Genomic DNA, 12,462 nt, shown 5'->3' with positions numbered 1-12,462 from the left:
GTTCGTCAGGCGGGTGGTTTCGCGCTCCAGGGTCGGCAGTTCGTAGCCATACTGACGCCAGTCATCCGCGGCTGTTTCACGCAGTACCTGCAGCAGGCCTTTGGCGGCATCGGTCAGCTCGTAGCTGTCCATCCATACCGGCTGGTAATCACGGCGAAGATAGAAAGGTTCGATCGCCTGCACATGCTTAAGGCGCACCTCGCCAGCTACGCGGCGGGCCGATTCTATCAGCCACTCTTCCATATATTTCTGCGCCACTTTGGGAGGCATATAAGGTTTGGTGTTGATACTGGCGGCCAGAGCGGCAAACAGTAATACCAGACACACCAGCCCGATAAGGCCGGTGAGCGCGACTACCCGTTGCGGTTTCTGTGTGAGGTTTGTGCTGTTCATGCACTGAAGTATGGACCGCATCCATGGTCTGTGTGGCATCTTTGCACCGCCGTTGCTAAGAATTTTGTAAGTCTGTGCAAACGCTGGAGGCGACAGAAAATTGAAGCCATAAAAACAACAACTTACGTTGTTGTTTTGTAACAGATCAGGGTTTGCCAATTAATCGACAAAAGAGAAAAAAGCTGACAATTTCGCAATTTCAGGCATCGGCGGCACCTGCCAGCGCCATTTTCAGCGGAATGTCAGATCCTGTTGCCGGGTATCGGTAATTCTGCCTTTTTGATTACGTGTGTGTTCGCACAGGGTCATCCCGGCGTCCGTGGCGATGATGGCGGTGGAACAGCGGGTGCCATATGCATCCGATACAATAAGCTGCGCGGATAACATCTTCTCCCACTCATAGGGCACGCCAGTTTCGGGTAGCTGCTCATCTGCGAAGACGGAAGGATCGGACAGAAGATCTGCCAGCGCACTTACATCCTCAGTGGCAGGCTGCCATTGACTGAGCTGTTGTTTCGCCAGCAGGGCTTTTGGCCAGGGCGTGTCGAGCGAGGCATTGCTGAGAACATGCATGCCGGGCGTGACTGGTTGCATTACTGGCTGCGGATAATTGCTCAGGAACAGCAGCTGGTGGCGGTCTGCCAGCAGCAGGTTAAAGGGGGCAAAAGCCTCGCAGCGTTGCAGCAGATCTTTACCGTATTGCTCCGCAGTCGTGCGCAGTACCAGGTAGTCTCTGACAATCAGCCCTCTTGATTGCGGGTTAGCTGGCCCCACGCCCGGCGCCCGGACGTTGGTCAGCGCAGCAAACTGTCCATAGTGATTGCCGCCCAGCCAGGTTCCGCCCTGTTCGAGGTCCTGACCAGCGACTATGCCGCTGTCGTTATTCCAGCTGTGTAATTCTGCTGTTGGCCGGTGCCAGAATTCATCGCGGTTTGCTGCCAGCGTGAGCCAGTGCGTTTGCTCCGGTGACCAGTTAAAAACAATAAGGCACATGCGGTTTGAAATTCCCTGATGGTCCGGAAAATGATTCTGCCAGATTTTGCATCGGCAGGGGTCAGCGATCCTGTTGGCAACAAATAAAAGGGAAATTGATTATTACCGGATGGCAGATCATGGGGAAAGCTGCTCAGAGGGAAGGACTTTTTTAAACGATAGTACAGGAACGGTCTGTTCTAAAAATGAATCTAATTTCCATGCAGGCAAAAATACGTCATGTCGCTATTAGCCCATCTTTAGGGGTCCTGACCTGCCAGATTATTCATTAGGATGGCACGAACGTCCCTAAAAACAATGCCTTGCAATCTAAAAATAAACTTATCATCAGATACCTGGTGTCTGATCCTGCAAGTGCTGATGACGTCTGTATCCATGGTATATCGCGCCATTACAGGGTTTAGTAAGGGTAATTAGCTTTCTGTAACCTTATGTAACTCACTTATTTGTGATTAATTTCACAAAATATTTTCACATCGGTCTTTGCCTGCCAAACTGGTTCTTCGGTACCAGCTTCTCCTGCGATAAACTGAATCCGGAATCCCCTATTTATTCCCAAAAGGAAATAATTGGCACTTCAGGCCAGTTTTTAATCGGGTTTTGGCAATATTTTGGTACTTTGGTACATGAGGTTGGCTATGAAAGATCACGCCGGGCGCAGCTGGCTATGGCGCAATGCTGCAGGCTTTACGCTGCTGGAGATGATGGTGGTGGTTGCCATCGTTGCCATTCTGGCAGCGGTAGCGGTTCCTTCTTATAAGCGTTATGTAGACCGCAGCGTTATTAAAACCGCGCAGTCCGACATTATTGCTCTGAGTCTGAACTACGAAAACTACTATCAGCGCACACTTGCCTATCCGACGTCGGACTATACCGATACCAGCGCCCTGACCACGGCTTTCAGTGGCTGGTCGCCGGCCTCCGCAGCGACAGATTTCGCTTTTTATACCGAAAATGCTGCTGCTACGGCTTATGAGCTTAAAGCTAAAGGTCGCCGCGGTGATCTCGCTGGTTGTGTACTGACACTCAAAAACAATGGTGAACGAACGCTCACAGGATGTTCTTTTGCCAGCGGAGACTGGCTGTGAAGCAAGCCGGTTTTACTCTGGTTGAGCTGATGATCATCTTAACCATTATGGCCATAGTAGCGGTCGTTTCCGTACCACTGACCAGCGGTTGGGTGGACAGTGCCGAAAGGCTGGAAGCTCAGGGTGCGTTAACCGAAGCCTTCGGTCATGCCCGGGGGGCTGCGATAAGAAATGCGATGGGTGCTGCAGGTCAGGATGCTGTTGCCAGGGTATGCCTGGCCAATGGGGCATTACGTGTGTTGCGTGGTACCAGTACTGCAGCAGCGGATTGTGCGACTGGTGCAGGCGTCACCGTATGGCAGAAAAATATCGATGCCGATGTGCAGATTACGCAGGATGGTACGGCATATCAGTGCTCCTGTTTTGATAATCGCGGACTGTTGACTGCTGCTGCCTGTGGCAGCTGTGGAACATCATTTACTTTTACCCTGGCAACCGGGACGGCGGACGATGAAAAAGAAACCATTGTTATCGATTAATCATCGCCACTCAGTCCAGAGCGGAAGTTCAGTGATTGAGGCTATGGTCAGTCTGTTGCTGGCAACCATGCTGATCGTTGGCGCTATGTATATGTCTTCAAAATCGCTGGTGACGCAACGCAATATGCGAATGCAGGAAATTGTCATTGATCAGTTGCGATCTGTGCTGGTGAGTAATCAGTACGCGGGCGCAGATCTGTGCAGCTCAACCCCTCAGGTGACATTACCGGATGGCGATAAGCTCGATGTGACGGTTAATGGTTGCGGCGTACAGAGTGTGGTGAGCGTAAACGGGATTAATGTCACCGACGTACCGGCACCTCTGTCTCTTACAGTGGAGTCTGACAAGTTAGGTGGACTGGTTCGTGTGGGAACGTCGTGGGCATCGCTGTGATGAAAAGTACTTCATTGAATATACAGAAAGGTGTGTCGCTGATCAGTCTGATGATTGGTCTGCTGATATCTATGATGGTTACCCTTGCCTGTATGGTGGTGTACAAAAATCTTATCTACGTAAGTACTGATAACAAAGTGTATGCCGGTTTTGATGGGCGAATTTCACTGGCGGGGCTGGTGCTGGAAAAAAGTATTCAGTCTGCTGGTTTTGGTATTCCCGACGCTTCAGAGGATGACATTAAAATCATTCAGAACGGAACCACACAACAACTTTATTGGCGCTATTCCAATCTCGATGGCAGTGCATATTTCTGTGAGGGTTTTGAAGAGATTACTGTTGCCGACAGCAGTGGTGTTAATTACCGCGAACTGCGCATGATGAGTGCTGCAGCCTGTGATGAAAGCACCGAACTGAGCGCGATGACCTGGACGGTGAATAATTTACTGGCCCGCTGGCGGCTGGGGGATGATCAGGTGGCACAGTATATTACAGATAATAATCGCTTATTTAATTTTAATCTGAGTGAAGGTAAATGCACCTCATTTGGCCGATCTCTGGCTGATGATATGGGCGAACATTACATACTGAAACTCTCAGCACCTGATGCCGCCTATTTGTTTAATCCGGCTGTACCTGTGACGGAAATGGATATCTGTCTCTATAACTTCCACCCGGAAGCAAGCTGAATACTTAAGAGGGAAACAGTATGAAAATCGTCCGCTATTCCCGTCAGAAAGGTATTGCTACCATTCTTGTGGTATTGCTTCTGAGTTTGGCTGTTGCTGCTACGGCGTTCAGCATGATCAACCATAACCGCAACACGCAAACCAAGCAGGTTGCCGTTCATGCTACTACTCATGCCAATAACGGTGCATGGGCAGCGGCGGATACCCTGCGGCTGTTTCTGAAAAATGTAGCGGAAAGTGATCTGTTATTGCTGGAGGGTAATACCTTTTCAATGCAGGTTGGAGATGACACCTCCCGGGTAATGTCGGCAACTGTTCAGTCAGTGACTGCAGATACAGCTGAGCCGGGGACCTATCTGATTAATTCCCTTGTTTCCGCGACTGATAACAGCGCAGAAGCGACAGCACTGATGGATGTTGTTTTCCGTCTGACACCTGGTGAAATTACAGACGTTATTGAGCTTGCTGATTCGGTTATGTTGTCGGGCAATCTTGACATGACTGGTGGCATTCAGATTACCGGCTCTGATGGCAATATGCAGGATCTGAGTGTGGATGGGGATATTCGTATAGACCAGGTCAGCATTAATTCTATTCGCAATACTCAGGCAACCGGCGACGTTTATCTGGGGAGTGGGGCCACGGCTGATTCTATATATTCTAATGGCAATGTAACACTGACTGGATCGGTAACCGTAGGTACAGTCAAAGCTACCGGAACATTTGAAGCTCAATCCGGTTCATCTTCCGTTGACAGTATTTGGGTAAATGGTGACGTCACTCTGGATTCTTCCGGTTCATTCAATTATGTGAATACCCGTTCGAATATTACAACAAACGCCTGGACTACTTTTGGCAGTCTGAGAGCCGGTAAAAATATTGATGCCAAAGCGTTTGGCCAGATTAATTCTTTGGCCTCAAAAGGCGATACCCGCTTTGGAGTTGGTTCTCCGGTTGGTGTGGCCAAAATTGAGGGGAATTTGATTGGATGCGTAGGTGATTATTGGAATGATTTCACCAGTATTGATGTTGGTGGCACAGTATCTTCTGATTGCAGTGAACTGATTATCGGCGGGCAAAACGTCCTTGTGGAAGTAATGGAGGAGGTTAAGCCTGTTGAACTGGAAAAAGTTGTAATTGATGTCTGGGCTCTTAAGTCCAAAGCCAACTATGTTCTGGAATACGATGAAGTCCGGCATGCGCCTATGGCAACCCTGTATAACGTTAACGGCATTCCTGACGGTACTAAATACTATCTGAACAAATATTTTCCGGTGAATAATAGTCAGCATTACGGCTATTTGTGCGAGGCAGACACAGTATCTTACCTTGGTGATCTGTGTGTTGAGCCCGAGCCGGGTCCGGCTATATGTCTCGGCTTTTCCGATCAGAATGATTGCCTTAAATACGATCGCTTGACGGATACCTGGGAATTTAACGGTGCAGCTTTGGCGCCTGGTATTTTCTGGTTTAAAGGTGAGTTGGCGATGGGCACCACCACCACCACAAGTACTCTGATGGCTACGGGTAATATCAGTACATCTGGTGCTTACTATGGTGCGGCGGTTAACTGGTTTGGTTATGACGATATCTGTCTCGGTCAGAATTCCCTGATTCGGGACAAATACGGTGCTAACAGCAGCATGTACCGCAAGTACAGTAATCGCTTTTCCGGATATTACCCAACCAATTTGTGCGACATTGCCAATCAGGAGTATTTGCCGGATTCAGCCGGCAATGCTGGGTTGATCGCCGGCGGCTACGACCCGGATGGTGATGGCAGTTATAGTGGCGGTGATATCAGTCTTTCCGCCAGCAGCGAAGTATGGGGACAGGTTCTGGCTGGTGATGTCATTGCCACTGGCGGCGGTACAGTGATTCACGGTGCTATTACCTCTGCGGCACTGGGTGATGGCAGTGTTGACGGCAATGACGGTAATAAACTGAGTGGCTCGACCACGGTAGAAGTCGATGAGTCAGACACCTATGATGGTGATGAGATTACCGATACATCAGGTGAGACACAATATTCAGGGAACAGGGTTAATGTGGTCTGGGCGCGTTATAACTGATTGAGTGTTGACGTAAGATTATCGTTGCTTCTTATTTAATCTCCCGGCGTTGTCGGGAGCTTCCTTCCGTTACTATCCCCCGTCGTTCATAATGCAGGCCAATTCTTATTGTGTGGCCGTATTCCATGATGATGTTTTTACTCTTTCTTGCTGTGGGTGCGCTGGCCGGTGTACTGGCCGGGCTGTTTGGTATCGGCGGCGGCATGGTGATCGTACCTGTGCTGGTGCTGACGCTGGCTGCGCAGGGGGTGAGTGAAGCGGTACTGACTCATATCGCGGTGGCCACTTCGCTGGCGACGATTGTTTTTACGTCCATCAGCTCAGTGCGCGAGCATCATCGTAAAGGTGCCATCGACTGGTCGCTGGTGCTGATTCTCGGGATTGGTATTGTGCTCGGCACCATGCTCGGTGTGTCGCTGATCACCTCGGTGCCCGGGCCGGTACTGCAGAATATTATCGGTGTGTTTGCGCTGCTGCTGTCGCTGAAGATGTTTTTTGGTATCGAGCCGCCGGGGCAGGGTAAGCGTCCTGGTAATGCCGGGCTGATTACTGCCGGTGGTTTTATTGGTTTCGGTTCTTCCTGGTTTGGTATTGGTGGTGGCACTTTCACTGTGCCTTATCTCACCTGGATGAAAGTACCCATGCGTCATGCGGTAGCAACGTCTGCGGCCTGTGGTTTGCCTATCGCACTGACCGGGGCGATCAGTAATGTGGTTGCCGGCTGGGGGCATGAAGGTCTGCCGCCATGGAGTACCGGTTTCCTGTACTGGCCAGCCATCGTGGGCATTGTGATCACCAGCGTGCCCTTCGCCAAAGTCGGCGCGATTCTGGCGCATCGTCTCGATCAGGCGCTGCTGAAGAAGGCCTTTGCGCTGTTATTGCTGATCGTCGGCTGCAAATTTCTGTTCTTTTAATGGAATTCATCACGGCTTCATCTGTCCGTGTTTAGCTGCTGACTCTGTTTGTGTTACCCAAGGAATAGCGAATGCTCACTTATCCCGATATTGATCCGATTGCCTTTGCCATCGGCCCGTTAAAAGTCCACTGGTACGGACTCATGTATCTGCTGGCTTTTGGCACCGCCTGGGCGCTTGCCAACTACCGCGCGTCCAAGCCGGGTTCCGGCTGGACCAGTGATCAGGTATCGGATCTGATTTTCTTCGGCGCCGTCGGGGTGATTCTGGGCGGGCGCTGTGGTTATGTGCTGTTTTATAACTTTCCGCAGTTTCTCGAAGACCCGCTGTGGCTGTTCCGCGTGTGGGAAGGTGGCATGTCCTTCCACGGTGGCCTGCTGGGTGTGATCGCCGCCATTCTGTATTTCAGTCACAAACATAAGAAAGGCATCTTTGAGGTTGGCGATTTCGGCGCGCCTTTCGTGCCGATTGGTCTGATGTTTGGTCGTATCGGTAACTTTATTGGTGGCGAACTATGGGGCCGGATGGCGGATCCTTCGGTGGTGCCCTGGGCCATGGTCTTCCCCCGTGGCGGAGATGTGCCACGCCACCCATCGCAGATCTATCAGGCCTGTATGGAAGGCTTCCTGCTGTTTGTGATTCTGTGGTTTTACTCCTCCCGGCCACGACCACAGAAAGCGGTCAGTGCAGTATTTTTGATCGGCTACGGGGTTTTCCGTACCATTGCGGAATTCTTCCGCGAACCGGACGCCCAGATCGGCTTCGATCTGCTTGGCTGGGTAACCCGCGGACAACTGCTGAGCCTGCCGATGATTATCGTTGGCATCGTGCTGCTGGTCATCGCCTACCGCAGCCCGAAAACCGGAGAACAGAAAGCATGAAACAATACCTGGATCTGATGCGTCACGTACGTGACCAGGGTGTATTCAAAGAAGACCGTACCGGTACAGGTACCTACAGCTGCTTTGGTTATCAGATGCGCTTTGATCTCAGTGAAGGGTTTCCGCTGGTCACCACTAAAAAGCTGCATCTGCGATCGATTATTCACGAGCTGCTGTGGTTCTTAAGTGGTGATACCAACATCCGTTATCTGAAAGAAAACGGTGTTTCCATCTGGGATGAGTGGGCTGACGAAGACGGAAATCTGGGCCCTGTGTATGGTTCCCAGTGGCGCAGCTGGCCATCCGCTGACGGTCGCCACATCGACCAGATTTCTCAGGTCATTGAGCAATTAAAAAACAATCCGGATTCGCGCCGCATTATTGTTTCTGCCTGGAACGTCGGTGAGCTGGAGAATATGGCGCTGCCGCCGTGCCACGCGTTTTTCCAGTTCTACGTAGCGGACGGCAAACTGTCCTGCCAGCTGTATCAGCGCAGTGCGGATATCTTTCTCGGTGTGCCGTTCAATATCGCCAGCTATGCGCTGCTGGTGCATATGATGGCGCAGCAGTGCGACCTGGACGTTGGCGATTTTGTCTGGACCGGTGGTGACGTGCACCTGTATGCCAACCATCTGGAACAGACTGATCTGCAGCTCAGCCGCGAGCCTCTGCCACTGCCGAAGCTGGTTATTCAGCGCAAACCCGACAGCCTGTTCGACTATAAATTCGAAGACTTTGTCATCGAAGGCTATCAGTCGCATCCTCATATCAAGGCCCCGGTGGCAATCTGATTATCAGACCCCGGCCAGCGTATTTCTGAAATCTGGCCGGAGCTGACCAACCGCCTGTCGTCAGCGGGTACGCCAGTACCTGCCGCAGTGGCCAATTTCCTTGCTGTTTCATTCCTGCATCTATACTTGAAATTCAGTCCTACTGTGAACAAGTGATATGCAACCAACATCAGCGTCACCGGGTATGCCCCTGCTGGTTCTTCGCGACCCTGCCGGGCAGGCTGACAGCCTGCCTGAGTACCACGGTTATCTGTTGCAGGAGTTCAATGAGCCGGAAGAACTTATTCAGGCCGGGCTGACACTGGCGGAAGGGATTATCGTTATTTTCACCGGCGATGACGTACTGGTGCAGCAGTTGCGCAGCGCCTTGCCGGATCTGGCGCTGGTTGCCGTCGCCCCAGCGGTACAGCATATGCCGTTACTGGCCGCAGGTGCGCTGGAAGTCTGTGCCGATCTGCACCATGATCCGGGTTTATTGCACCGCGCCATGGTGCGCCTGCAGGCCGAGCGTATCCGCCGTCTTGGCAGTCACCGCGATGAACTCACCGGGCTGGCCAGTCGCCATCTGATGCACGACAGAGTCCAGCACGCATTGAAACAAAGCCGCCGCCGTAACACCGGCGTCGCTCTCTTCAGCCTTGGCATCAGCCGCTTCCGTATGATCAACGAATTACATGGCCTGCAGGCCGGGGACGATCTGCTGATCGCCTGTGCCCGGCGTCTGCAGTCGCTGCTGCGCTGCTCCGACTCCATCGCGCGTATGGGCGGTGACCAGTTTGCGGTATTGCTGGAACCGGTAACCGATACTGCCTCGGCGCTGGCGGTGGCCGACAAAATCAATGCAGAGCTCAGCCGGCCATTTATTATCCGCGGCCGCGAAGTGTTTATATCTGTGCGTATTGGTATCGAGACTGCCGAACGCAGTGGCCACGATGCCGACAATATGGTGCGCCATGCTGAGCTGGCAATGCATCAGGTGAACAGTGACGACAGCAGCAGCTACCGCCTGTATCAGGATTCCCAGGGGCCGGAAGACAGGGTGCGGGCAGCGCTCGAATCCGGTCTGCATAACGCACTGGAACAGAACGAACTGCGGCTGGTGTATCAGCCTCAGGTCAGTGTCGATGGTGGTGAATTTACCGGCGTGGAAGTGTTACTGCGCTGGGCGCATCCGCTGCTTGGTGATGTGTCGCCGGCGGTGTTTATTCCGGTAATGGAAGAAACCGGTCTGATTGCCCGTTTCGGAGAATGGGCGCTGCGGCAGTCGTGTCAGCAGTTTGCCTTCTGGCTGCAGCAGGGCACAGTACCGCAGAGTGCCAAGCTGTCGGTGAATCTGTCGCCTAAACAATTCTCCCAACCGGATCTGTCGCAGCGGATCTGCAGCGCGTTGACCGATGCCGGCCTTTCGCCGCAGCACCTGACGCTGGAAATCACCGAGAGTACGCTGATGCGCAATATAGCTGCCGGTGTCAGTGTGCTGAACGAATTACGTAATCTCGGGGTCTCGACCGCTATTGATGATTTCGGTACCGGCTACTCTTCTCTCGCCTACCTGAAGGACCTGCCCATCGATTATCTGAAAATCGACCGTATGTTCGTGAAGGACATTGTCAGCTCCAGTCACGATGCTGCCATCGCCAGCTCTATCATTGCACTGGCCCATAATCTCGGGCTGAAAGTCATTGCCGAAGGCGTCGAAGACGAAGAAGTACTGGATGTACTGGAAGTGTTCGGCTGTGATCAGTATCAGGGCTTCTATTACGCCCGGCCGGTGGAAGCCAGTGAGTTGCCGACACTGGTGCGGCGCTGTGCATAACTCTCTGCTGTGAATACCCATCTCTGATTGCGGCGCTAAGCTCCCGCGCCGTTCCTTTCTGTTATCATGACGCGCTCAATCGACGTAGCAGAATGCTGAATCAGCCCAGCTGATTTGAACTAAGTGGAGACGCTGTGAAACTTTCCCTGATCGTTGCTCTGGCACAGAATCATGTCATCGGCATTGATAATAAACTGCCGTGGTATCTGCCCAATGACCTGAAATACTTTAAGCAGGTCACCATGGGAAAAGCCATCATCATGGGCCGTAAAACCTATGAAAGCATCGGCAAGCCTCTGCCTGGCCGCACCAATATCATTATTACCCGCCAGAGCGATTACCAGCCGCCGGGTAAAACCGGCAGCGTGAAAGTGGTGTCGTCGCTGGAAGAAGCCCGCGATCTGGCAGAGAACCTGGCGCTGATCAATGGCCAGAATGAAGCTATGATCATCGGTGGCGCAGAGATTTACACGCAGGCGCTGAACCTTGTCGACCGCATGTATATGACCGAAGTGCATGCCGAGGTGGAAGGTGATGCTTACTTCCCGCAATTCGACCGCAGTCAGTGGCAGGCGGTTGCCCGCGAAGATTTCAGTGCCGAAGGTGGCAATCCTTACGACTACAGTTTTGTGGTGTACGAACGCGCCTGAGCGCTGAATATTCCCCGTTAATTCGCCGGGCGAACAAGACCTTTTCTGCCCGGCTGATTACACCTTTGCCTCTTAAAGCGGCGGCTGAAACCCGGTAAAAAGTACCGTCAGGATAATTAATAAGGAGAGTGGCAGATGTCTGCCCTGAGTATTTTTGCCGGAGCCGAAGCGCTGCAGCATATCCGTGATCATGGCCTCAGTGCGGATGATATTGAGATGGTGCTGGGCGCCTCCGGTGGCCCGAAGTGGATCTGTCTGGCAGCCATCGACCGTTATCTTATTTCCGAATGGTTTTCTGACCGGCAAAAGCCTCTGCACCTGCTCGGGACGTCTGCCGGTGGCTGGCGTCTGGCCTGTTACGCCCGTAGCAATCCACTGGCAGCCCACAGGCGTTTTCAGGAAGCTTATATGGGGCAGAATTATTCGGCCAGGCCGTCGCCTCAGGAAGTGGGTCAGGAATGCCGGCATATTCTTGCTGAAATTCTGCAGGCCGAAGCCGGTACGGATATCACCGGCGAAGAAGAAATTATTAATCACCCGGTGATGCGCTATAACACTCTGGTTACCCGTTGCCGCGGCCTGGGCGCATCAGAGAATAAAGTGCTGCAGGCGTTAGGGATGGCCGGCGCCATGGCGTCCAATCTGGTGGCGCGCAGTGCTATGCGCCCGTGGGTTGAGCGGGTATTTTTTCATCACGGTGAAAAGCCACCGATTGATCATTTTCCGCATTTGCCTGCACGCCATGTGCCGCTGAGCAAAGACAATCTGGGGCCAGCGATTCTCGCCACCGGCGCTATTCCTCTGGCGATTTCCGGCGTACACAATATTCCCGGTGCACCCAAAGGTGCCTATCGCGATGGCGGAATTACCGACTATCAGTTTGACCTGCCGGTGATGCCGGAAAAAGGCTTTGTGCTGTACCCGCACTATTTTGCCAAAGCGCCGATAGGTGGCTGGTTTGATAAAAAACTGACCTGGCGGACGTCTTCCCGCGATTACTATAAACGTACGATTATTATCGCGCCGTCGTGGGAGTTCGCTGCAAAACTGCCCGGTGGCCGTATTCCCGATCTGCAGGATTTCTATCAGTTCCCGGATTACAGCGAACGGCGCAAACGCTGGGATATTGCTGCTGCAGCCTCTGAACAACTGGCAGAAGAATTAAAAGATATTCACGACAACCAGCGTTGGGCACAAGTGGCGCAGCCACTCCCATGGTAATGAAAAGGTAGAAAGAAGCGCAGCCAGTCCCATGGTAATGAAAAGGTAAAAAGAAGCGCAGCCTCTTCAGTGTTAGAGAAA

General features: G+C 52.4%; 13 protein-coding genes. 11 read left to right on the top strand and 2 right to left on the bottom strand.

The window, feature by feature from the left end; genetic code table 11:
- The coding region (locus B2Z72_RS11765) for a hypothetical protein (RefSeq protein ID WP_297004912.1) at positions 1 to 393 on the bottom strand (393 nt) is incomplete at its 3' end.
- Between the two features lie 231 nt (positions 394 to 624).
- A complete protein-coding gene (locus tag B2Z72_RS11760) occupies positions 625 to 1,386 on the bottom strand; it encodes an NRDE family protein (protein ID WP_296981127.1) in 762 nt (253 codons plus the stop codon).
- A gap of 638 nt (positions 1,387 to 2,024) precedes the next feature.
- Between B2Z72_RS11760 and B2Z72_RS11755 the strand changes: the two genes are divergently transcribed.
- From B2Z72_RS11755 to B2Z72_RS11705, 11 genes are all read left to right on the top strand, one after another.
- Positions 2,025 to 2,474 (top strand): type IV pilin protein, encoded by a 450-nt coding sequence (locus B2Z72_RS11755; RefSeq protein WP_296981129.1) that lies wholly within the window; start codon positions 2,025 to 2,027, stop codon positions 2,472 to 2,474.
- Positions 2,471 to 2,953 carry a prepilin-type N-terminal cleavage/methylation domain-containing protein gene (locus tag B2Z72_RS11750; protein WP_296981133.1) on the top strand — a complete coding sequence of 161 codons (483 nt, stop codon included), beginning with the start codon at positions 2,471 to 2,473 and terminating at the stop codon, positions 2,951 to 2,953. The genes B2Z72_RS11755 and B2Z72_RS11750 overlap by 4 nt, the downstream gene beginning before the upstream one ends.
- A gap of 31 nt (positions 2,954 to 2,984) precedes the next feature.
- Positions 2,985 to 3,347: a hypothetical protein gene (locus B2Z72_RS11745; protein WP_296981135.1), complete on the top strand. Its 363-nt coding sequence runs from the start codon at positions 2,985 to 2,987 to the stop codon at positions 3,345 to 3,347.
- On the top strand, positions 3,344 to 4,036 hold the full coding sequence (locus B2Z72_RS11740) for a PilW family protein (RefSeq protein ID WP_296981137.1): 693 nt from the start codon (positions 3,344 to 3,346) through the stop codon (positions 4,034 to 4,036). Before B2Z72_RS11745 ends, B2Z72_RS11740 begins: the two co-directional genes overlap by 4 nt.
- Positions 4,037 to 4,056: 20 nt before the next feature.
- Positions 4,057 to 6,108, top strand: a complete 2,052-nt coding sequence (locus B2Z72_RS11735) for a hypothetical protein (RefSeq protein WP_296981141.1) — start codon at positions 4,057 to 4,059, stop codon at positions 6,106 to 6,108.
- A 125-nt stretch (positions 6,109 to 6,233) separates the two neighbouring features.
- Complete coding sequence (locus tag B2Z72_RS11730; protein WP_349676676.1) at positions 6,234 to 7,022, top strand: sulfite exporter TauE/SafE family protein; 789 nt, start codon at positions 6,234 to 6,236, stop codon at positions 7,020 to 7,022.
- A 71-nt stretch (positions 7,023 to 7,093) separates the two neighbouring features.
- Positions 7,094 to 7,903, top strand: a complete 810-nt coding sequence (gene lgt, locus B2Z72_RS11725; protein ID WP_296981143.1) for a prolipoprotein diacylglyceryl transferase — start codon at positions 7,094 to 7,096, stop codon at positions 7,901 to 7,903.
- On the top strand, positions 7,900 to 8,694 hold the full coding sequence (gene thyA, locus B2Z72_RS11720) for a thymidylate synthase (protein WP_296981145.1): 795 nt from the start codon (positions 7,900 to 7,902) through the stop codon (positions 8,692 to 8,694). The genes lgt and thyA overlap by 4 nt, the downstream gene beginning before the upstream one ends.
- Before the next feature lie 157 nt (positions 8,695 to 8,851).
- Positions 8,852 to 10,510, top strand: coding sequence for a putative bifunctional diguanylate cyclase/phosphodiesterase (locus B2Z72_RS11715; protein WP_296981148.1), 1,659 nt, complete (start codon positions 8,852 to 8,854; stop codon positions 10,508 to 10,510).
- Positions 10,511 to 10,644: 134 nt separating this feature from the next.
- Positions 10,645 to 11,160 carry a dihydrofolate reductase gene (locus tag B2Z72_RS11710; RefSeq protein WP_296981150.1) on the top strand — a complete coding sequence of 172 codons (516 nt, stop codon included), beginning with the start codon at positions 10,645 to 10,647 and terminating at the stop codon, positions 11,158 to 11,160.
- Between the two features lie 135 nt (positions 11,161 to 11,295).
- Entirely contained in the window at positions 11,296 to 12,381 is a 1,086-nt protein-coding gene (locus B2Z72_RS11705; RefSeq protein ID WP_296981152.1) for a patatin-like phospholipase family protein, read from the top strand.
- The last annotated feature ends 81 nt before the right edge of the window (positions 12,382 to 12,462 follow it).

Source organism: Thalassolituus sp. UBA6592 (assembly GCF_002433655.1).
Lineage (GTDB): Bacteria > Pseudomonadota > Gammaproteobacteria > Pseudomonadales > Oceanobacteraceae > Venatoribacter.
This window is presented reverse-complemented; position numbering and strand designations above follow the sequence as displayed.